This is a genomic window from Pseudomonas sp. B21-028 (genome assembly GCF_024749045.1).
Taxonomy (GTDB): domain Bacteria; phylum Pseudomonadota; class Gammaproteobacteria; order Pseudomonadales; family Pseudomonadaceae; genus Aquipseudomonas.
Genome location: NZ_CP087184.1, coordinates 1 through 21,695, shown reverse-complemented (window position 1 = coordinate 21,695; position 21,695 = coordinate 1). Strand labels below are relative to the sequence as shown.

Genomic DNA, 21,695 nt, shown 5'->3' with positions numbered 1-21,695 from the left:
AGTCGTACCGAAAAACCCGACGTAAAGCGTCGGGTTTTTCTTTAACGGGTTCACCTGCTCAACGCTATCAACAGCCAATTTGCCAGCAACGAACTCAACTCGGTTGTTTGCGTTGCTGGCGAGGTGCCACAATCGTTCTTTTCAGTTGCGTCACGATCAGGTGAATCATATGGGTTGCCTAGGATCTCGGGATGACCAGGATTTGTTCATCGCCGAGCAGGTGCGAACCGACCGGCTGCAGCAACTCTTTCGCCAATCGGTTTCGGCGGTTTTTGGCAGCTACCTCGCGGCCATCATGCTCTGTTGGCTGTGCTGGGATCGCTTTGACCACAGTGTCATCTTCTGGTGGCTGGCTATCCTGAGTGGATCGACTCTGCTGCGCGTATCGTTATTCGTTGCCTATGTGCGTAGCGACGAAAGCAAACGCACGCCTCAACGCTGGGAACGCAAATACTGGGTCACGCTGGTGTTGTCCGCCAGCATCTGGGGAGGAGGCGCATTGGCGGTCATGCCGGCGGACGATCTCTTGGCTCAGGCATTGGTCATGCTCTTTACAGTCGGCATGTCCGTCAGCGCGGTGTCTTGCTACTCGGCCTACCGCGACATGACGCTCGTCTCCATTGGCCTGGTGCTGTTGCCGTGCACCGCCTGGCTGTTGTTCCAACCGTCCCCGATCCAGGTTGGCATGGCAGTCTCGATTCTGGTGTTCGCGGCCTTTGTCGCCCGCGCTACACACAAAATGTCCCAGGCACTGGAAACCGCTTTCCGACTGACCCGTGAAATGGAGCAGGCGAACAGTATTTCTACCCGCGCAGCCCAGACCGATGAACTGACCGGCCTGAAGAGTCGGCGGGCTTTTTTCGAACATGCCCAACGGCTCTACAACGACTGTAAAACCAACCGGCTGGGGTTATGTGCGGTGATGCTGGACATGGACCACTTCAAGCAGATCAACGACACCTATGGTCATCAGGTTGGGGATCAGGTGTTGCGCCAGATGGGTGTGGTCATCAGTTCGTCCTTCCGTGCGACTGACATTCACGGTCGGCTGGGTGGGGAGGAGTTCGCGATTTTGCTTCCGGATACTTCCATTGAGGTCGCCATCAGGATTGCAGAAGAACTGATCCAGACCATTGGCGGGTTGATGATCGAGCCTGTCCACGGGATAACGGCCAGCCTCGGCGTCGCGTCGACGGAGGCTGGGCATAAGGATCTGCATAGCTTGATGAATAATGCGGATAAGGCGTTGTATCGGGCGAAGGCGTTGGGGCGCAATCAGGTGGCGGTGGCCCTGTAGCGTTGGATTTGCCCGGCGCAGGAACCAGAACCGCCTAATCGGCGGTTTTTTTATGTCGACAGGCTCACCCTCCTTTCTCTAGTGCGTCTCTGGACGTCCTTCCTCGTCATCTGAAAATAAATTTTCTTACAGATCATAGGGTTATAAGTAATCGAGAAGAATTTTGAAAATTTGCATTGCGCGCAAACTATTTGAGCGTTAATTTTATCGCAACTGGTTAGCGCACAAACATTTAGTGCAAATCAAAATAGACAAATCAGATCATCAAGCTAAGAGGAAATACCATGAACGTTCTCTACACCGCAGTCGCAACCTCTACCGGTGGCCGTGATGGCCGTGCTGTTTCCAGCGACAAGATTCTCGACGTGAAACTGGCCACACCAAAGGCCTTGGGTGGAGCTGGCGGCGAAGCCACCAACCCAGAGCAACTGTTCGCAGCGGGCTACTCGGCTTGCTTCATTGGCGCACTGAAGTTTGTCGCCAGCCAAAGCAAACGCAGCATTCCTGCTGACGCTTCGATCACGGCACACGTTGGCATCGGCCAGATTCCTGGTGGTTTCGGTCTGGACATCGACTTGCACATCAGCCTGCCGGGCCTGGATCAAACCGATGCTCAAGCGCTGGTCGACGCCGCTCACCAAGTCTGCCCGTACTCCAAAGCGACCCGCGGCAACGTCGACGTCCGCTTGCACGTCGCCGTCTGACTCACTTCCCTACAAATAAAAGGATCAGAACATGAACACTTTCCGCAAAACACTCGTTGGCTCGCTTCTGGCACTGTCGCTCGGCAATGCGTTTGCTGCCTCTCTTGTTCAACCTACGGTTGCAGAGGGCGGTTCGGATCGATTGATCGAAAACCGGGTGGCCGAAGGGGGCTCGGATCGATTGATCGAAAACCGGGTGGCTGAAGGCGGCTCGGATCGGCTGATCGAAAACCGGGTGGCTGAAGGTGGCTCGGATCGGCTGATCGAAAACCGGGTGGCTGAAGGCGGTTCGGACCGACTGATCGAAAACCGCGTAGCCGAAGGGGGCTCGGACCGACTGATCGAAAACCGTGTGGCTGAAGGGGGCTCGGATCGGCTGCAAAACAGGACAGCCTGATTAAATCCCTCATCGCCCTGAAGGCCCGTTCGGATCAGCCAAATGTTGCTTTCAAGAAAACGCCGCTTGTCCCCAAGGAGCAAGCGGCGTTTGTCACTACGGCTCAATCGATCCTTGACGGGGAAAGTTATCCACAGGTTTACCGCTACACCCGCTAGACAATGCTGTCCACCACACCTCCATCGACCCGCAGCGCCGCACCCGTGGTCGCCGAGGCCTGCTCCGAGCTGGCATAGATGATCATGTTGGCCACTTCCTCGACCCGCGCCGCGCGCTGGATGATCGAGGTACTGCGATGCTCATTGACGAAATCCGCCGCCACCTTTTCCAGGCTTTCCCCTGTACGCTCGACGTCCGCTTGAAGCATCTGGGCGACACCTTCGGACAGCGTCGGCCCAGGCAGCACCGAATTCACCGTAACCCCCGTGCCGGCAAGGCGCTTGGCCAGGCCGCGAGCAATGGAGAGTTGGGCGGTCTTGGTGAAACCGTAATGAATCATGTCAGCAGGAATATTCACGCCAGATTCCGACGAGACAAACACAATCCGCCCCCAACCACGCTCGACCATGCCCTGCGCATAAGCCCTGGACACACGCACGCCGGACATCACGTTGGTTTCGAAGAAGCGTTGCCATTCGCTGTCCGGCGTATCGAAGAAATCTTCCAGCTTGAAGATGCCCAGGTTGTTGATGACCACATCAAAACGCGGGTACTTGGCGACCAATGCCTGGCAGCCTGACGCGTTGCTGAGGTCGCCCACAAAGCCTTCGGCTTTGGAAGCAAGCTCGCCCAAGCGCTGCAATGCGTCCTGCACGCCGCTCTCGCTGCGACCGTTGATGACCACGTGGGCGCCGGCTTCGAGAAAGCCTTTGGCTGTGGCAAAACCGATGCCGCTGGTGGAACCGGTGACTAAAACGTAACGGCCGGTGAAGTCGATTTTCATGGGAGGGACTCCTTGAGTTAATGGACCAGAGGGCTGTGCGATGTTGGCGAGGCGGTATTTACGAATTCTTCGTACAACGATTGAAGATAGCGACAATCCAGCAAAGTGATGCAAACCCGACATGCGGTGTCGGGTTCGCTTTTATTGATTGCGCGAATGTTTACCTGCTATCGCGACTCAACGTTATCCAGCACCCGATTTGCCAGCAACGAACCCAGCTCGATCAGTTGCTGAATACCGAGCGCCACATGACGGCGTGAGCCTTCCAGTTCGAAGGCGAGGTCGTTGACCATGGCGTCAGCCGAGGCCAGGGTTTCGCTGAGGTTGGCGAGCAGGGATTCGTTGTCGATGTCTTTTACGATTGTGAATATCTGGCCCGGTTGGGGATCGTCGGGTTTCGTCTCTTTGGGTGAGAGATAGAAATCCAGGGCGCGCTCTGCGGCTTCTTCGAGCTTTTTGGTCCTGGATTTTGTGCGCGGGGAGGCTTGCTCCGTTTCCGGAGGGTTTGGAGTTACTTTGAACATAAGCTGGAATCCTCAGTGAGGCCGCGACCTCTTCCCTACTAAAAGAAGGGTGGCGGCTGTACGCAGGTTAGTAGACCGGGGATTCCAGCATTGCCGGCGCGCCGAAGCGCCCTGCGCACAGCCACCATCAAGAACAGGGATGGGAAATACCTGCCTGAATGGAGCTCATGCATCTTGCGGGAAACCACGGGCTACTAAACCCGACCACTGATGAGCAGTGGCAGGAAGACGATAGAACCCGGGGGCAAGGCGCACAAGCGGGCGGATTCTGGCGTAGTTGTAGGTAAAGGCGCAAGGATGTGTGGGTTGGTGGAAGGGTTTGGGTGAAGGGATAAACACCGGGGCGTGGGTAGGGATTGTCCATAGGAAATGGTGACTTGGGCGGATTGGGACTGCTGCGCAGTCCAGCGGGGATAAATCCCCTCGCCACAAGGGTGAGCCTTGGGCCCATTTGGGGGCACCTCAGGTCAGATGGGATGACGTGGCGAGGGGCTTTGCTCGACAGAGTAATCAGGCAGCCGACCACACCGCCAGTTCATAGCCGTCCGGATCGATGAAGTGGAAACGTTGACCGCCTGGAAAGGCGAATACGTCACGACTGATGGTGGCGCCTGCGGTCTTGAGCCTGAGTTGGGTCGCTTCGAGATCATCGGCGTACAGGATGATCAACGGGCCGCCTGGGCGCACAGGTTCACCGGTGGTGAACCCGCCGGTCAGGCGACCGTCGCTGAATTCGGTATAGGTTGGGCCATAGTCGACGAAACGCCAGCCGAATACGCTTCCATAGAAGGCTTTGCTTCGGCCGATATCGCTGACATTGAACTCGATGTTATCGATCTGGCGGTCGTTACCTCGAATGCCCATTGGCGCTTCCTTGGCTGGTTGGAGATAGGGGAGGTTAGGCTATTGAGCTTTATTGTGCTTGGAGAATCGGTTGGCTGGGGGAGGGCTTCAGGCAATTGGGACTGCTGTGCAGTCCAGCGGGAGCAAGCTCCCTCGCCACAGGAGGTTGGGTCAGTCAGGTATGGGGGGCTTGTCAGTGCGCAATCGCGAGCAGGCTCGCTCCAACAGTTTTTCCGGGTTGTTCATAGACATTGCATCCATTACAAATCCCTGTGGGAGCTGAGCTTGCTCGCGATGGCGGTGGGTCTGCTTGCACCGATGTTGAATGTGTCGCCGTCATCGCGAGCAAACTCGGCTCCCACAGGGGTTCTTGAGTGTTCGCAGACTCTGCATTCACCATAAATCCCGGTGGGGCCGATCTTATGAAGTGGCGGGCCTTCAGTACCACCGCGCCTCGCCCGGCGGGCGTTTCTTGAAGCGTTTCATGCTCCACATGTATTGGCTCGGGTACGCCCGTACGTAACGCTCCACCACCTGGCTCATGGCGGCGCAGGCGGTTGCGGTGTCGGTGCTGTACATGGCCTCGGGGGCGGCTTCGAGGATGACTTTGTAGCCGGAGCCGTCCGGCAGGCGCAGGGCATGGAGGAAGACGCCGACGGCCTTGCCGCCGGCGAGCATGTTCGGTACGAACTTGCTGGTCAGGGCCTGGGTGGCGAAAAAGGGCACGAAGATGCCGGCGGATTCGGCCGGTTCCGGGTCGGCGGGTATACCCACTTGGCCGCCCTTGCGCACTTCCTTGATGACGCTGAGGATGCCTTCCTTGGTGGACGCCGCGACCTTGTTGCCCAGTTGCACCCGTTGCTTCTGCAGCAGTTCATCCACCGCCTTGAGCTTGGGCGGACGGTAGAAAATGATCGGTTTGCACTGGCTGCAATAGAAGTGGTTGAGCACTTCCCAGTTGCCCAGGTGGCTGGTGATGCCCACCACGCCTTTTCCGGACGCCAACGCTTCTTTCAATACTTCCAGGCCCTCGACTTCACGCACCAGTTCGATGGAGCGCTGGGCCGGCCAGATCCAGGCGCAGGCGCTTTCGGTCAGGGACTTGCCGATGTCCTTGAGGCTCTGGCCCACCAAGCGCTCGCGCTCGGCCGGGTCCATCTCGGGAAAGCACTTGGCGAGGTTGATCCGCACCACGTCGCGGGAGCGGTTGGGCAGTTTCCACATGAGCCAGCCGATGGCCGACCCCACCGCCTGCACCGCTCGCCAGGGCAGCAGCGCAAACAACCGCAGAGCGCCGACCAGCAAGGCGCCTTTCAACTTATCCACAGGTCACTCCTGAATTCATGGGCGTGTTGCGAGCCGGCTATTCTAACCGCCGTTTGCCAGCTCGGCGTAGCGGTCGCAGTCCTGGGTGTGGTCCATCACCATGCCCGAGGCCTGCATGAAGGCGTAGCAAATGGTCGGCCCGACGAAGGTGAAGCCGGCCTTTTTCAGGCCCTTGCTCATCTGCACGGCTTCGGGCGTGATGGCCGGCACTTCGGTGCGGTCCCTGAAATGGTTGATGATGGGTCTGTCGCCGACGAACGACCAGAGGAACGCCACCGGGTTTTCCAGCGCCAACCAGGCCTGGGCGTTGCGGCGCGCGGCCTTGAGCTTGAGGCGGTTGCGGATGATGCCGGGGTCCTGCATCAGGTCCTCGATTTCGGCATCGCTCATCTGCGCCAACCGCTGTACGTCGAAGTTGTACAGCACCTCGCGGTAATGGGCGCGTTTGCGCAGCACGGTGATCCAGGACAGCCCGGCCTGGAACCCTTCGAGCAAAAGCAACTCGAACAAACCCTGCGCATCGCGCAGCGGCGTCCCCCACTCCTGATCGTGATAGGCCATGTACAACGGATCTTCGGAACACCAAAAGCAGCGTGGCATAAGGCTCCAGGGGGCGTGCGCATGAACGAATCGGGTATACTCCCGCTCTTTAAATCGCAGCCCAAGAAACAGGTGAATTTCGTGAGCCAGCCTACGCCAGCCGTGCGTACCTTCCAAGACTTGATCCTCGCCCTCCAGCAATACTGGGCCGAGCAAGGTTGCGTGGTACTTCAGCCCTACGATATGGAAGTAGGCGCCGGCACTTTCCACACTGCCACGTTTCTGCGTGCCATCGGCCCGGAAACCTGGAACGCCGCCTACGTGCAGCCCAGCCGCCGCCCGACTGATGGCCGCTACGGCGAAAACCCGAACCGTCTGCAGCACTACTACCAGTTCCAGGTGGTCCTGAAACCGAACCCGGAAAACTTCCAGGAACTGTACCTGGGCTCCCTCAAGCGCGTGGGCCTCGACCCGCTGGTGCATGACATCCGTTTCGTCGAGGACAACTGGGAATCGCCGACCCTGGGCGCCTGGGGCCTGGGCTGGGAAGTCTGGCTCAACGGCATGGAAGTGACCCAGTTCACTTACTTCCAGCAGGCGGGCGGCATCGAGTGCTACCCGGTGACCGGCGAGATCACCTACGGCCTGGAACGCCTGGCCATGTACCTGCAAGGCGTGGATTCGGTCTACGACCTGGTGTGGGCAGACGGCCCGTTCGGCAAGGTGACCTACGGCGACGTGTTCCACCAGAACGAAGTGGAACAGTCGACCTACAACTTCGAACACGCCAACGTCGACAAGCTGTTCGAACTGTTCGACTTCTATGAAAGCGAAGCCAAGCGCCTGATCGAGCTGGACCAGCCGCTGCCGTTGCCGAGCTATGAAATGGTGTTGAAGGCGTCCCATACCTTCAACCTGCTGGACGCACGCCGGGCGATTTCCGTGACCGCGCGCCAGCAATACATCCTGCGTGTGCGCACCCTGGCGCGTTCCGTCGCGCAAGCCTACCTGATGGCCCGTGCCAAGCTGGGCTTCCCGATGGCGACCCCGGACCTGCGTGATGAAGTGTTGGCTAAGCTGGAGGCTGCACAATGAGTGCTCAAGATTTTCTGGTTGAACTGGGCACCGAAGAACTGCCACCCAAAGCCCTGAATACCCTGGCCGACGCGTTCCTGGCCGGTATCGAAAAAGGCCTGCAAACCGCCGGCCTGAACTTCGAAACCAAGCACGTCTACGCCGCGCCGCGCCGCCTGGCCGTGTTGATCACCGGCCTCGCGACCCAGCAGCCGGACCGCAGCATCAACCTCGACGGCCCGCCACGTCAGGCCGCGTTCGACGCCGACGGCAATCCGACCCAGGCCGCCCTGGGCTTCGCCAAGAAGTGTGGCGTGGACTTGAGCGAAATCGACCAGAGCGGCCCGAAGCTGCGCTATAGCCAGAGCATCAAGGGCAAGCCGACCGCCAGCCTGCTGCCGACCATCGTCGAAGACTCTCTCAATGACTTGCCGATTCCCAAGCGCATGCGCTGGGCCGCGCGCAAGGAAGAGTTCGTGCGTCCGACTCAATGGCTGGTCATGCTGCTCGGCGACCAGGTCATCGACTGCACGATCCTGGCCCAGAAGGCTGGCCGCGATTCCCGCGGTCACCGCTTCCACCACCCGGAAAGCGTGCGCATCACCTCGCCAGCCAACTACCTGGCCGACCTGCGTGCTGCCTACGTATTGGCCGACGCCAACGAGCGTCGCGAGCTGATCAGCAAGCGCACCGAAGAGCTGGCGACCCGCCAGGAAGGCACTGCCATCGTGCCGCCAAGCCTGCTGGACGAAGTGACCGCGCTGGTGGAATGGCCAGTGCCGCTGGTGTGCTCGTTCGAGGAACGTTTCCTTGAAGTGCCGCAGGAAGCGCTGATCACCACCATGCAGGACAACCAGAAGTATTTCTGCCTGCTGGACGCCGAAGGCAAGTTGCTGCCGCGTTTCATCACGGTCGCCAACATCGAAAGCAAGGACCCGCAGCAAATCATCGCCGGTAACGAAAAAGTCGTTCGCCCGCGCCTGACCGATGCCGAGTTCTTCTTCAAGCAAGACAAGAAGCAACCGCTGGAAAGCTTCAACGAGCGCCTGAAAAACGTGGTGTTCCAGGAAAAACTCGGCAGCGTCTATGACAAGGCCGAGCGTGTGTCGAAGCTGGCGGCGTTCATCGCCCCACGCATCGGCGGCGACCCCCAGCGCGCGGCCCGTGCCGGCATCCTGTCCAAGTGCGACTTGTCCACCGAGATGGTCGGTGAGTTCCCGGAGATGCAAGGTATCGCCGGTTACTACTACGCCCTCAACGACGGTGAGCCGCAAGACGTCGCCCTGGCGCTGAACGAGCAGTACATGCCCCGTGGCGCCGGCGCCGAGCTGCCGACCACCCTGACCGGTGCGGCCGTGGCGATCGCCGACAAGCTCGACACCCTGGTCGGTATCTTCGGGATCGGCATGCTGCCCACCGGCAGCAAAGACCCCTATGCCCTGCGTCGCGCGGCGCTGGGCGTGTTGCGGATCCTCATCGACAAGCAACTGGACCTGGACCTGAACGATGCGGTGGCCTTCGCCGTCAACGCGTTCGGCAGCAAGGTCAAGGCCGCCGGCCTGGCCGATGCGGTGCTGGAGTTCATCTTCGACCGTCTGCGTGCGCGCTATGAAGACGAAGGCGTCGACGTCGCCACCTACCTGTCGGTGCGTGCCCTGAAGCCAGGTTCGGCCCTGGACTTCGACCAGCGCGTGCAAGCCGTCCAGGCTTTCCGCAAACTGCCGGAAGCGGCAGCCCTGGCGGCGGTGAACAAACGTGTGTCGAACCTGTTGAGCAAGGCCGAAGGCAATATCGCGGCCACCGTAGAAGCCAAGTACTTCGACAACGCCAATGAGTTCTCCCTGTATTCGGCGATCCAGCAGGCAGACCAGGCCGTCCAGCCGATGGCCGCGGCACGCCAGTACAGCGAAACCCTGGCACGCCTGGCGGCACTGCGTGAACCGGTGGATGCGTTTTTCGAAGCGGTGATGGTCAATGCCGAAGACGCCAGCGTACGGGCCAACCGCTACGCGCTGCTGGCGCGCCTGCGTGGGCTGTTCCTCGGCGTCGCCGACATTTCGCTGCTGGGGTAAGCCTTGAAACTGCTGATTCTCGATCGGGACGGGGTGATCAATCACGACTCCGACGCTTACATCAAATCGGTGGAGGAGTGGTTGCCACTCCCCGGCTCGATCGAAGCCATCGCGCAGTTGAGCAAGGCCGGCTGGACGGTGGCGGTTGCCACCAACCAGTCGGGCATTGCTCGCGGTTACTATGACCTCGCGGTCCTCGACGCCATGCATGAGCGCTTGCGCGCCCTGGTGGCCGAGCAGGGCGGCGAAGTCGGACTGATCGTCTATTGCCCCCATGGGCCGGATGAAGGTTGCGATTGCCGCAAACCCAAACCGGGCATGTTGAAGGCCATAGCCGAGCATTATGCTGTGCCGCTGACGGGCGTCTGGTTCGTCGGCGACAGCCTCGGTGACCTGGAGGCGGCCAAGGCCGTCGATTGTCAGCCAGTTTTGGTAAAGACCGGGAAAGGCGAAAAGACTCTGGGCAAGACCCTACCGGTAGGCACCTTGATTTTTGACGACCTGGCGGCGATTGCCGCTGAACTTATCCACAATTAGAGCTCCCAAGACATCCTGACCAAGGATTGTTCGGGAAGCGCTTGAACAGGCGGGCATTGCCCGCAACGGTAAATGCCGCTATGTCGATATTGCAGGCCATCAGATCTTTTCTCTTTTACCTGCTGTTGGGCACCAGTTCCTTGCTGTGGTGCTCCTTGAGTTTCTTTGTCGCGCCTTTCATGCCGTTTAAGGCGCGCTACCGCTTCATCAATGTGTACTGGTGCCGTTGCGCACTGTGGTTGAGCAAAGTGTTCCTGGGCATTCGCTATGAAGTGAAGGGCGCCGAGAACGTGCCGGACCGGCCCTGCGTGATCCAGTCGAACCACCAGAGCACCTGGGAAACATTTTTCCTGTCGGCCTATTTCGAGCCGTTGAGCCAGGTGCTCAAGCGTGAACTTCTGTTCGTGCCGTTCTTCGGTTGGGCCATGGCGATGCTGCGTCCGATCGCCATCGATCGCGACAACCCCAAGGCTGCGCTCAAGCAGGTGGCCCAGAAGGGCGACGAATTGCTCAAGGACAACGTCTGGGTGCTGATCTTCCCTGAAGGCACCCGCGTTCCCTATGGCACGGTCGGCAAGTTTTCCCGCAGCGGTTCTGCGTTGGCGGTGAATGCCGATCTGCCTGTATTGCCGATTGCACACAATGCCGGGAAATTTTGGCCCAAAGCCGGCTGGATCCGGACCCCTGGGGTGATCACCGTGGTGATCGGTGAGCCGATGTATGCCCAAGGCAGCGGCCCCCGCGCCATTGCCGAGCTCAACGACCGGGTCCAGGCCTGGAACGAACAGACCCAGCGGGACATGGGCTCGCTGCCCCCGGCCCCCACAACGCCGGCGGCTACAGACCAACTTGCTGTCTGATATCTGTGGATAAGCTGTGTACCGTTTTCTCTAAAAACACAGCTTTTATCTTGTAACACCATGTTTTATATACATATTTCTTAAAAACATAAAACCGCCTGGAACGTGCATAAGTTTTTATAGCGCTCAATCGGTTTATTGCCCGCGGCATTTTTATAGAACGCTGTGATCTTTCGATTCTGCCCCCAGCAAGGGGAGCCGCAAACTGAACGTCGTGCCTTTACCGACCACGCTGTGACATTCAATGTGCCCGTCATGGCGATCAACCACGGCTTTGACCATCGACAATCCCAAGCCAATCCCGTCAACGCCGTGGGCCGACGAGAACCGCCGGTATTGGCTGAACAGATCGGGCAATTCCTCGGCACTGATGCCTTTACCCTGATCGCCGACCTCGCAGATCAACCAACCCTCCGCGCAACGAACCGCCAGTGAAATGCAGCTGTCAGGCGAGCTGTACTTGATGGCGTTTTCCAGAAGATTGAACAGCGCACGGGTCAGCAGGGACTGGTCCGCCCTCACCATCGCTTCTTCATCATCCACGGCATGACTCAGTTGGATGCGCTTGGCCTGGGCGATGGGCAATACCTGGTCCAGCACATCCAGGATCAGCATGGCGAACAGGGTCGGCTGGAATTGGTACGCCTCGGATTCCGCCTTGGCCAATTGCACGAAGCCTTCCGTCAAATCCAGGGCTCGACGGACCTGACGCTCAATCTGGTCGAACAGTCGCTCATTCCCACCGGCCTGGTGCCGCTGCACGTCGAGTAACGCCAGGATCGCCGAGTGAGGCGCACGCAGGTCATGAGAGAGAAAACGCAGCATCACGCTGCGCTGCTCTTCGGCTTCTCGCTCGGCGCTCAGGTCGATGAGGCTCAGCAACCAGCCAATGGGCGTATCGCCGTCCACCGGCATGAGCGGGGCACGCTCAAGACGCAGGCTGCGTTCGCGAGTATCGCGAAACTCCACCAAGGGCAATGTGGATAACCGGTGATGGGGCTCGCGCTCCAGCGCCGGATACCCCAGTTGCACGAGCTGTTCCAGCACATCGCCGCCTGCCAGGACATGGCCGAACAGATCCCGGGCCCTGCGGTTACCGAGCAGGATCCGGCCTTGCGGATCGCTGATCATGGTCGCGACAGGCAAGTATTCCAGGCCATCAGCAATGAAGCGGCGGGTGTCGCGGGTTCTACCCATGGCTTGTTCCAGGGCCATGATCTGACCCTGCAAGCGGTCACTGCCGGTGTAAGAGGTACGTCGGCGCTCCGGAAATACTTTCGGCTCCGCGTCCAGGCGCGCCAGTTCCCAGCCAAAATAGGCCAGTACCACACTCAGGCGTCGCCAGTTCCAGATCAGGTAGCCGAGCAGCATTCCTAGCACACTCGCCATCGGCGACCACCACCAGCCCTCTAACGCCAGCACCGCACTGATCGACAATGCCGCCGCCATGCCGCCCACCATTGTCCACAGGGCCAGGTGAGGGCGCAGCAGTAGCAATCCCAGTACGCAAGCCACCAGGCACACCGATAATACGGCGCTCGATCCATGGCGGGCCGATTGGGCACTGAACGACAGCAGCGCCGTCACCGGTAACAGCAGCAGACTTATCCACAACCACTCACGCACCAACTGTCGAAACAATCGCTGGGCCTGGGTGGGTTCACGGCTTTCATTGCGACGCGGATGACTCATAGATACCCTGACCGAACACGAGAGAGGATTGGCTTCATGGTTGATGCGAAGCCCAAGACTATAGCGGACTCGATGGGTGGCGCGCTGCTGCCTTTCCCTCTCCGCCGTGAGCCGGTATTGTCGCAGCCTGCGACAGGGGATCGGCAACGAAGCTGACAGTTTGCGTGCTCCCCCTGATGATGTCCGTTACCTTCGAGATCAAGGAATCGCGCCCATGCGTGTCGCCATACTGGATGACGAACCGGCCGAGTTGCGCCGGGTGGAACAGACACTGCAACAGATCCCCGGCAGGGGCGAGCAGGCCTGGACCCTGCACAGTTTCGAACGCGGCGAGGACCTGTTGCGGCAACTGCGTCGGGAGACCTTCGACCTGCTGATCCTCGATTGGCAACTGCCCGATATCAGTGGTCTGTCACTGTTGCGCTGGACCCGCGAGCACATGGACGCGCCACCGGCCGCCATCATGCTCACCAGCCGCGACGGCGAACACGACATCGTCCAGGCTCTCAACGCCGGGGCCGACGATTACGTCAGCAAACCCTTCAGGCCCAACGAGCTCAAGGCCAGGGTCACTGCAGTATTGCGTCGCCATAACCTGCAACGCGCGCCGGCCAGCGAAGTGCTGGTGTTCAACGACCTGGCCTTTGACGACGCCGAGCTGACCGTCACCCGCGCCGGTATCCCCATCAGCCTGACCGAACGGGAATACCGCTTGGCCCGCTGCCTGTTTGCCAACCTGGGTCGTCCATTGTCCCGGGAGTATTTCTACGAACGATTCTGGACCCACGAAGAAATGACGTCGTCCCGCCCGCTCGACACCCACATCTATCGACTGCGCAACAAGCTTGGCCTGACGGCGGATCGAGGCTGGCAGTTGTTGACGATTTATGGGTATGGGTATCGGTTGGAGAGTGTGGCGGCTGGAAGCGAAGCGTCGGAGGCGAGTTAAGTTGATTGTTCCCACGCAGAGCGTGGGAACAATCAATCAGCCGTGCGCCTGTACCAGGCTTCCTGCTTTTGCAATCCGGCGGCGCTGCACCAGCAGTCCGGACACCACCACCAGCAGGCTCAACAGCCCAGTTGCCAGGATCTCCACCCGGTGGGCCTCCTGGAACAGCATGATGGTCAAGGCCACGACGATGAAAATGATCACCGCGTAGGTCAAGCCCGGGAAAAGCCACATGCTGAAGGCAATTTTCTCCCCTCGCGCCATGCGTTGTTTGCGCATGCGCAACTGCGAGAACGCAATCACCAGATACACCAGCAATGCGATGGCACCGGAGCTGGCCAACAAAAATTCGAACACCGCCGCCGGCGCCACGTAGTTGGCGAACACCGCCAGGAACGCGGCAGCGGTCGAGAGCATCACTGCCCAGTAAGGTGTGCCGCTCTTGTTGGTGCGCTGGGAAACGGCCGGCGCATCGCCGCGCTTGCCCAACGAAAACATCATGCGCGAGGCCGTGTAGAGCGCCGAGTTCAGGCAACTGGTCACCGCCACCAGCACCACGATATCGACGATCAGCTTGGCATTCGGAATGCCCATGCGTTCCAGCACGGTCTGATAGGAGCCCACGCTGGCAAGCAGCGGGTCATTCCATGGCACCAGGGATACGACCATGAAAATCGACACGAGATAGAACAAGCCGATCCGCCAGATCACCGAGTTGGTGGCCTTGGAAATCTGCTGCCCCGGGTTCTTCGATTCGGCCGCCGCGATGGTCACGATCTCGGTGCCCATGAACGAGAACATGGTGGTCAGAATCGCCCCCAACACCGCGCCCATGCCATTTGGCAGGAAGCCTTGGGTGTCAAACAGATGCGAAACACCGCTGACCTGGCTGGTGGGCAACAGCCCAAAGATCGCCAACGTGCCAAGGATGACGAAGCCGATGATCGCTATGACCTTGACCAAGGCGAACCAGAACTCGAACTCCCCATAGTTCTTCACACTGAACAGGTTGGTGATGGTCAGCAGCAACGTGATGACCAGGGTGAACACCCAGATGGCCACGTTCGGAAACCAGGCATGCAGGATGGTCGCCGCGGCATTGGCCTCCAGGGGAATCACCAGCACCCAGAACCACCAGTAGAGCCAACCGATGGTGAAACCGGCCCAATGACCAATCGCACGATCAGCGTAAGTCGAGAACGAACCGGTGTCCGGCGAAGCCACCGCCATTTCGCCCAGCATCCGCATCACCAACACCACCAATGCCCCGGCGGCGGCATAGGCCAACAGCACTGCCGGCCCGGCTGCCGCGATAGCGTGACCGGAACCTACGAATAGTCCGGCACCAATCACGCCGGCGATGGAGAGCATCGTCACATGACGGGGCTTGAGCCCTTGCTCCAGATTGTTGGAAGTTTGCGTACCACTCATTGAGACTACCCTTGGTCTTGAATTTATTCGTACCGCCTCGTACCACCGTCTCTTTTTGTAAATTTAAAGAAACGAGGTGTTGTTTATTTAGCACGCAAGTTTTACGCCAGAAAACCTGAGGCCCCGTGGTGCCGGGGTCCAGGGGTGATATCCAAGTGATTGAGAATTAAAGGTTTGTTCCTAAGTGTTACTGCGTTACCCGATTTTCGACTGTGCAGTCTGAAGGCGGAACATTTTTCAAGCGTAAAAAAAAGCCAACGCGTGAGCGTTGGCTTTTTTGTGGCTGCACTGCGAGGGATCAGAAATCCAGGTTAGACACCGCCAACGCATTGCTCTCGATGAAGTCACGACGAGGCTCGACCGCATCACCCATCAGGGTGTTGAAGATCTGGTCCGCGCCAATGGCATCTTCGATGGTCACTTTCAGCATCCGGCGCGAGCCCGGGTCCATGGTGGTTTCCCACAACTGATCCGGGTTCATCTCACCCAACCCTTTGTATCGCTGGATGGTGTGGCGCTTGGTGCTTTCAGCCATCAGCCATTCAAGGGCTTCCTTGAACTCGGTCACGGCTTTCTTGCGCTCGCCACGCTGGATGTAGGCGCCATCGTCCAGCAGCGTGCTCAGTTGCGCGCCGAGGGATACGACAGTCTTGTAGTCATTGCTGCTAAAGAAGTCGCGGTTGAAGGTGACGTAGTTCGACAGGCCGTGGGAGATCAGCTCGACCTCCGGCAGCCAGACGTTACGCTCGCGGTCTTCACGCAGGCTGGCTTTGTAGACCAGGCCAGACTTCTCGACGGTGCGCAGGCGAACTTCATACTGGGCCAGCCAATCCTGCATCGCTGCGTGGTCGGACAGTTGGTCCATGCTGACGGCCGGCAGGTAGATGAAGTGCTCGGTCAGTTCCTGTGGGTACAGGCGCGACAGACGCTTGAGGGTCTTCATCACCAGGCGGAAGTCGTTGACCAGGCGCTCGAGGGCCTCGCCGGAAATGCCCGGGGCGTCTTCGTTCAGGTGCAGGCTCGCGTCTTCCAGGGCCGACTGCGTCATGTACTCTTCCATGGCGTCGTCGTCTTTGATGTATTGCTCTTGCTTGCCTTTCTTGACCTTGTACAACGGCGGCTGGGCGATGTAGATGTAGCCGCGCTCGATCAGCTCCGGCAACTGACGGAAGAAGAACGTCAGCAGCAGGGTACGGATGTGCGAACCGTCGACGTCGGCGTCGGTCATGATGATGATGTTGTGATAGCGCAGCTTGTCGATGTTGTACTCTTCGCGGCCGATGCCACAGCCCAGCGCGGTGATGAGCGTGCCGACTTCCTGCGAGGAGATCATCTTGTCGAAGCGCGCCTTCTCGACGTTCAGGATCTTGCCCTTGAGAGGCAGGATGGCCTGAGTCCGGCGGTTGCGTCCCTGCTTGGCGGAGCCGCCAGCAGAGTCACCTTCCACGAGGTACAGTTCGGACAGGGCAGGGTCCTTTTCCTGGCAGTCAGCCAGCTTGCCCGGCAGGCCGGCGATGTCCAGCGCACCTTTGCGGCGGGTCATCTCACGGGCCTTGCGCGCCGCTTCACGGGCACGCGCGGCGTCGATCATCTTGCCGACCACCAGCTTGGCTTCGTTCGGGTTCTCCAGCAGGAAGTCGGAGAAGTACTTGCCCATTTCCTGCTCGACCGCGGTCTTCACTTCGGAAGACACCAGCTTGTCCTTGGTCTGGGAACTGAACTTCGGATCCGGCACCTTCACCGAGATGATCGCCGTCAGGCCTTCGCGGGCATCGTCACCGGTGGTGGCGACTTTATGCTTCTTCGCCAGGCCTTCCTGTTCGATGTAGTTGTTCAGGTTACGCGTCAGCGCCGAACGGAAGCCCACCAGGTGGGTGCCGCCATCACGCTGCGGGATGTTGTTGGTGAAGCACAGCAGGTTCTCGTTGAAGCTGTCGTTCCACTGCAAGGCGATTTCCACGCCGATGCCGTCTTCGCGCTGGATGTTGAAGTGGAACACCTGGTTGACCGCAGTCTTGTTGGTGTTCAGGTATTCAACGAATGCACGCAGGCCACCTTCGTACTTGAACAGCTCTTCCTTGCCGCTGCGCTCATCCTTGAGGACGATGCCGACACCGGAGTTGAGGAAGGACAGCTCACGAATCCGCTTGGCCAGGATGTCCCAGCTGAAGTGGATGTTCTTGAAGGTTTCGCTGGAAGCCTTGAAGTGGATCTGGGTACCGGTGGTTTCGCTGTCGCCAACGATTGCCATCGGCGCCTGGGGTACACCATGGACGTAGGTCTGTTCCCAGATCTTGCCGCTACGGCGCACGGTCAGAACCAGTTCCTCGGACAGCGCGTTCACCACAGAGACACCTACGCCGTGCAGTCCGCCGGATACCTTGTAGGAGTTGTCATCGAACTTACCGCCGGCGTGCAGCACGGTCATGATGACCTCGGCTGCGGAAACGCCTTCTTCCTTGTGCACGTCTACCGGGATGCCTCGACCGTTGTCACGAACGGTGATGGATTCATCCGGGTGAATGATGATGCTGATGTCGTCGCAATAGCCAGCAAGGGCTTCGTCGATGGAGTTGTCGACCACCTCGAACACCATGTGGTGCAGACCGCTGCCATCGTCGGTGTCACCAATGTACATACCGGGACGTTTGCGTACGGCATCCAGGCCTTTCAGCACTTTAATGCTCGTTGAGTCGTACGTATTTTCTTCGCTCAATGCCTTCACTCCCGATGGTCGTGGGTCTGGGTGATACGGCCCTGTTCCACGTGGAACAGAGCGACTGGCGTTTCCGTCTGCCAGCCTTCCCTCAATAATTCGTGATCTACACAGGTGATGAACACCTGGCAGCGTAAGTCTTCCAGCAAACGGCAAAGCGCCCGACGGTGGGCCTCGTCCAGCTCGGACGGCAGGTCATCCACCAGATAAATACACTGACCGCGACGGGCCTGGCTGACCAGGTGCCCCTGGGCGATACGCAAGGCACACACCACCAACTTCTGCTGCCCCCGGGACAAAATGTCCGCGGCGTTATGGGCGCCCAATCTGAGGCGCAAGTCAGCGCGTTGAGGTCCAGCCTGGGTATGGCCCATCTGCTGGTCCCGTTGCAGCGAGCCAGCCAGTACGGCGCTCAATTCCCGGTCCTTGTCCCAGCCTCGGTAATAGCTGAGCGTCAGGCCCTCGAGCTCAACCAGTTCGCTCAAGGTCTGCTCGAAGACCGGTTTCAAGGCTTTGATGTAAGCGCGGCGGTATTCATCTATTTCAGCGCTGGCCTGGCACAGTTCCCTGTCCCAAACCGCTTGCGAAACGGCGTCAAGTGTACCATGCCGCAGCCAAGAGTTTCTCTGGCGCAGCGCCTTCTGCAAGCGCTGCCAGGTCGCCATGAAACGTGGCTCCACGTGGAAGACGCCCCAGTCCAGGAATTGCCGGCGAATCTTCGGTGCGCCTTCCAGCAGACGGAAGCTGTCCGGGTTGATCAACTGCAACGGCAGGATTTCCGCAAGTTGCGCGGCGCTGCGGGCGTTCTGGCCGTCGATGCGAATCTGGAACTCGCCTTGCCGGTCCCGTGAAATACCCAGCGCGCTATGACCCCCTTCCGCCAGTTCCACTTGCCCGAACACCGTACAGGCCAGTTGATCGTACTGGATGACCGGTAACAGACGGGTACTGCGAAACGAACGGGCAAGCCCCAGCAGGTGTACGGCTTCCAGGACGCTGGTTTTGCCGCTGCCGTTGGCGCCGTAAAGAATATTGATTCGGGGAGAGGGGGAGAAGGTCACCGGGTGCAGATTGCGCACCGCGGTGACCGAGACGCGACTTAAGGACATCTAGCTTCTGCTGATTATTACAGGCGCATCGGCATGACAACGTAGGCCGAATCGTCGTTATCGGATTCCTGCACCAAGGCACTGCTGTTGGAGTCCGACAGGATCAGGCGTACCTGCTCAGTGGTCATCACGCCCAGCACGTCGAGCAGGTAGCTGACGTTGAAACCGATCTCCAGGGAGCCGCCGTTGTAATCAACGCCTACTTCTTCTTCCGCTTCTTCCTGTTCAGGGTTGTTCGCCTGGATTTTCAACTGACCGCTGGCCAGTTGCAGGCGGATGCCGCGGTACTTCTCGTTGGACAGGATCGCGGTACGGCTGAAGGCCTCGCGCAGTGCCTGGCGGTCACCCAGTACCAGTTTGTCGCCACCTTTGGGCAGCACACGCTCATAGTCGGGGAACTTGCCGTCTACCAGCTTCGAGGTGAAGGTGAACTCCCCGGTGGTGGCGCGGATATGGTGCTGGCCCAACACGATGCTGACGTTGCCGTCCGGCTCGGTCAGCAGGCGCGCCAATTCCAGGATACCTTTACGGGGCACGATCACCTGATGGCGATCCGGCTGACCGATATCGGCCTGCATCGAGCACATCGCCAGGCGGTGACCGTCGGTGGCAACAGCACGGATAACGCCGGCGGACACTTCCAGCAGCATGCCGTTGAGGTAGTAACGCACGTCCTGCTGGGCCATGGCGAAGCTGGTGCGCTCAATCAAGCGGCGCAGCCTGCTTTGTTCGAGGCTGCAGGTCAGCGAGCCCGGGCCTTCTTCCACGGTCGGGAAGTCATTGGCGGGCAGGGTCGACAGGGTGAAACGGCTGCGCCCGGCCTTGACCACGAGCTTCTGCTCATCGACCTTGATGTCGATCAGCGCATCGTTGGGCAGGCTCTTGCAGATGTCCATCAGCTTGCGCGCCGGCACGGTGATAGAACCCGGATCGGCCGGCTCTTCAAGCTGCACACGACCGACCAGCTCGACTTCCAGGTCGGTACCGGTCAGCGACAGTTGCTGGCCTTCGACAACCAGCAGCACGTTGGAAAGTACCGGCAAGGTCTGGCGGCGTTCGACGACGCCTGCGACCAGTTGCAGGGGTTTCAACAGGGCTTCGCGTTGAATGGTGAAATGCATGGTCTAGTCCCTTGCCTTAATAAGCTGCGCTGGTGGTCATCAAGTGGTCAGTGTACGCAGCAGGTTCTTGTAGTCCTCGCGGATGTCCGCGTCGGATTCCTTAAGTTCGTTGATCTTTCGACAGGCGTGCAACACGGTGGTGTGGTCGCGTCCGCCAAACACATCGCCGATTTCCGGCAGGCTGTGGTTGGTCAGCTCCTTGGACAAGGCCATGGCCACCTGGCGCGGCCGGGCCACCGAACGCGAACGGCGTTTGGAGAGCAGGTCGGATATCTTGATTTTGTAGTATTCAGCAACAGTTCGCTGAATGTTATCCACAGAAACAAGCTTGTCCTGAAGCGCCAGGAGGTCCTTCAAGGACTCACGGATCAGCTCGATGGTGATATCGCGCCCCATGAAGTGGGAATGCGCGATCACCCGCTTGAGCGCACCTTCAAGCTCGCGCACGTTCGAACGGATACGCTGGGCGATGAAGAACGCGGCGTCGTGAGGCAGCTCGACCTTGGCCTGATCGGCTTTTTTCATCAGGATCGCCACCCGGGTTTCCAGCTCCGGCGGCTCGACGGCTACCGTCAGGCCCCAGCCGAAACGCGATTTCAGGCGCTCTTCCAGGCCTTCGATTTCCTTTGGATAACGGTCACTGGTGAGAATGACCTGCTGTCCGCCTTCAAGCAACGCGTTGAAGGTGTGGAAAAACTCTTCCTGGGAACGCTCCTTGCGGGCAAAGAACTGAATGTCGTCGATCAGCAGTGCGTCCACCGAACGGTAGAAACGCTTGAATTCATTGATGGCGTTCAGTTGCAGCGCCTTGACCATATCGGCCACGAAGCGCTCGGAATGCAGGTACACGACCTTGGCATTCGGGTTCTTCTTTAATAAGTGGTTACCCACAGCATGCATCAAGTGGGTTTTACCCAGGCCCACACCGCCATACAGGAACAGCGGGTTGTAGCCATGCTTGGGGTTGTCCGCCACCTGCCAGGCTGCTGCCCGGGCCAACTGGTTGGACTTGCCTTCGACGAAGTTCTCGAAGGTAAAGGTGCGGTTCAGATAGCTGGTGTGCTTGAGCGCACCTTCGACCTGCACGGTGCGTTGCTCCGCGCGTACCGGTGCCTGTTGGCTACTGGCGCCCGCCATGGGGTCGAAGCTGTCCCGGGAAGGCTCTTCACTGACCTCGGACACCTTTTGTGGGCTTCTTTTGCTTGGCGCGGGGGTCGAGACAACCGGATTCGCCGGCGCCACGGCAGCCTGGGCCTGGGAAGCCGCGGCAGCGAGCGGTGCATTCGGGGCCGCGCGCGGGGCCGAGCTGCGCTTGCTGCCTATTAATAAGGACAGCGCAGGCGCCATGCCATTGCCATGCTCGTCGAGCAGCTCCATGACCCGGCCCAGGTACTTTTCGTTGACCCAGTCGAGAACGAAACGGTTCGGTGCATAGACGCGCAACTCGTCGCCTTCGGCTTCGACCTGTAGTGGGCGGATCCAAGTGTTGAATTGTTGGGCAGGCAGCTCATCGCGCAAAAGCTCCACGCACTGCTGCCAAAGTTCCACTGACACGGACAT

The 21,695-nt window shown here is 59.4% G+C and carries 19 protein-coding genes; 8 read left to right on the top strand and 11 right to left on the bottom strand.

From position 1 onward, the window contains the following. Window positions 1-169 precede the first annotated feature (169 nt). From LOY35_RS00095 to LOY35_RS00085, 3 genes are all read left to right on the top strand, one after another. Complete coding sequence (locus LOY35_RS00095) at window positions 170-1,297, top strand: diguanylate cyclase (RefSeq protein ID WP_258633770.1); 1,128 nt, start codon at window positions 170-172, stop codon at window positions 1,295-1,297. A gap of 284 nt (window positions 1,298-1,581) precedes the next feature. Further along, window positions 1,582-2,001 carry an organic hydroperoxide resistance protein gene (locus LOY35_RS00090; RefSeq protein WP_258629483.1) on the top strand — a complete coding sequence of 140 codons (420 nt, stop codon included), beginning with the start codon at window positions 1,582-1,584 and terminating at the stop codon, window positions 1,999-2,001. 31 nt (window positions 2,002-2,032) lie between these two features. Then, window positions 2,033-2,398: a hypothetical protein gene (locus tag LOY35_RS00085; protein ID WP_258629481.1), complete on the top strand. Its 366-nt coding sequence runs from the start codon at window positions 2,033-2,035 to the stop codon at window positions 2,396-2,398. 154 nt (window positions 2,399-2,552) lie between these two features. Here LOY35_RS00085 and LOY35_RS00080 read toward each other — a convergent pair whose 3' ends face one another. From LOY35_RS00080 to LOY35_RS00060, 5 genes are all read right to left on the bottom strand, one after another. Continuing rightward, on the bottom strand, window positions 2,553-3,341 hold the full coding sequence (locus LOY35_RS00080; protein ID WP_258629479.1) for an SDR family NAD(P)-dependent oxidoreductase: 789 nt from the start codon (window positions 3,339-3,341) through the stop codon (window positions 2,553-2,555). 167 nt (window positions 3,342-3,508) lie between these two features. Further along, complete coding sequence (locus tag LOY35_RS00075) at window positions 3,509-3,865, bottom strand: DUF6124 family protein (RefSeq protein WP_258629476.1); 357 nt, start codon at window positions 3,863-3,865, stop codon at window positions 3,509-3,511. Between the two features lie 510 nt (window positions 3,866-4,375). Next, a complete protein-coding gene (locus LOY35_RS00070; RefSeq protein ID WP_258629474.1) occupies window positions 4,376-4,729 on the bottom strand; it encodes a VOC family protein in 354 nt (117 codons plus the stop codon). A 417-nt stretch (window positions 4,730-5,146) separates the two neighbouring features. After that, the gene (locus LOY35_RS00065; RefSeq protein WP_024777765.1) at window positions 5,147-6,034 is read right to left on the bottom strand and encodes a lysophospholipid acyltransferase; all 888 of its coding nucleotides are present in this window, start codon (window positions 6,032-6,034) and stop codon (window positions 5,147-5,149) included. Window positions 6,035-6,076: 42 nt separating this feature from the next. After that, window positions 6,077-6,634: a DNA-3-methyladenine glycosylase I gene (locus LOY35_RS00060; protein ID WP_258629471.1), complete on the bottom strand. Its 558-nt coding sequence runs from the start codon at window positions 6,632-6,634 to the stop codon at window positions 6,077-6,079. Window positions 6,635-6,715: 81 nt separating this feature from the next. Here LOY35_RS00060 and glyQ point away from each other — a divergent pair, with 81 nt between their 5' ends. The 4 genes from glyQ (at window position 6,716) to LOY35_RS00040 (ending at window position 11,117) form a co-directional block, all read left to right on the top strand. Then, window positions 6,716-7,669 (top strand): glycine--tRNA ligase subunit alpha, encoded by a 954-nt coding sequence (gene glyQ, locus LOY35_RS00055; protein ID WP_024777767.1) that lies wholly within the window; start codon window positions 6,716-6,718, stop codon window positions 7,667-7,669. After that, window positions 7,666-9,720, top strand: coding sequence for a glycine--tRNA ligase subunit beta (glyS, locus tag LOY35_RS00050; protein WP_258629468.1), 2,055 nt, complete (start codon window positions 7,666-7,668; stop codon window positions 9,718-9,720). The genes glyQ and glyS overlap by 4 nt, the downstream gene beginning before the upstream one ends. A gap of 3 nt (window positions 9,721-9,723) precedes the next feature. Continuing rightward, window positions 9,724-10,257, top strand: a complete 534-nt coding sequence (gene gmhB / locus LOY35_RS00045; RefSeq protein ID WP_258629464.1) for a D-glycero-beta-D-manno-heptose 1,7-bisphosphate 7-phosphatase — start codon at window positions 9,724-9,726, stop codon at window positions 10,255-10,257. Between the two features lie 80 nt (window positions 10,258-10,337). Continuing rightward, window positions 10,338-11,117: a 1-acyl-sn-glycerol-3-phosphate acyltransferase gene (locus LOY35_RS00040; protein WP_258629463.1), complete on the top strand. Its 780-nt coding sequence runs from the start codon at window positions 10,338-10,340 to the stop codon at window positions 11,115-11,117. Window positions 11,118-11,270: 153 nt separating this feature from the next. Here the strand turns inward: LOY35_RS00040 and LOY35_RS00035 are convergent, their stop codons facing one another. Continuing rightward, complete coding sequence (locus tag LOY35_RS00035) at window positions 11,271-12,809, bottom strand: HAMP domain-containing sensor histidine kinase (RefSeq protein ID WP_258629461.1); 1,539 nt, start codon at window positions 12,807-12,809, stop codon at window positions 11,271-11,273. Window positions 12,810-13,023: 214 nt separating this feature from the next. Here LOY35_RS00035 and LOY35_RS00030 point away from each other — a divergent pair, with 214 nt between their 5' ends. Further along, window positions 13,024-13,758, top strand: a complete 735-nt coding sequence (locus LOY35_RS00030; RefSeq protein ID WP_258629459.1) for a response regulator transcription factor — start codon at window positions 13,024-13,026, stop codon at window positions 13,756-13,758. Window positions 13,759-13,794: 36 nt separating this feature from the next. Here the strand turns inward: LOY35_RS00030 and gabP are convergent, their stop codons facing one another. From gabP to dnaA, 5 genes are all read right to left on the bottom strand, one after another. Further along, on the bottom strand, window positions 13,795-15,189 hold the full coding sequence (gene gabP, locus LOY35_RS00025; RefSeq protein ID WP_258629457.1) for a GABA permease: 1,395 nt from the start codon (window positions 15,187-15,189) through the stop codon (window positions 13,795-13,797). A gap of 298 nt (window positions 15,190-15,487) precedes the next feature. Next, window positions 15,488-17,905, bottom strand: a complete 2,418-nt coding sequence (gene gyrB / locus LOY35_RS00020; RefSeq protein WP_258629455.1) for a DNA topoisomerase (ATP-hydrolyzing) subunit B — start codon at window positions 17,903-17,905, stop codon at window positions 15,488-15,490. A gap of 5 nt (window positions 17,906-17,910) precedes the next feature. Then, window positions 17,911-19,014 carry a DNA replication/repair protein RecF gene (gene recF, locus LOY35_RS00015; protein ID WP_030139022.1) on the bottom strand — a complete coding sequence of 368 codons (1,104 nt, stop codon included), beginning with the start codon at window positions 19,012-19,014 and terminating at the stop codon, window positions 17,911-17,913. Window positions 19,015-19,031: 17 nt separating this feature from the next. Continuing rightward, the gene (gene dnaN, locus LOY35_RS00010) at window positions 19,032-20,135 is read right to left on the bottom strand and encodes a DNA polymerase III subunit beta (RefSeq protein ID WP_041023027.1); all 1,104 of its coding nucleotides are present in this window, start codon (window positions 20,133-20,135) and stop codon (window positions 19,032-19,034) included. 39 nt (window positions 20,136-20,174) lie between these two features. Continuing rightward, on the bottom strand, window positions 20,175-21,689 hold the full coding sequence (dnaA, locus tag LOY35_RS00005; protein WP_258629453.1) for a chromosomal replication initiator protein DnaA: 1,515 nt from the start codon (window positions 21,687-21,689) through the stop codon (window positions 20,175-20,177). Window positions 21,690-21,695 lie beyond the last annotated feature (6 nt).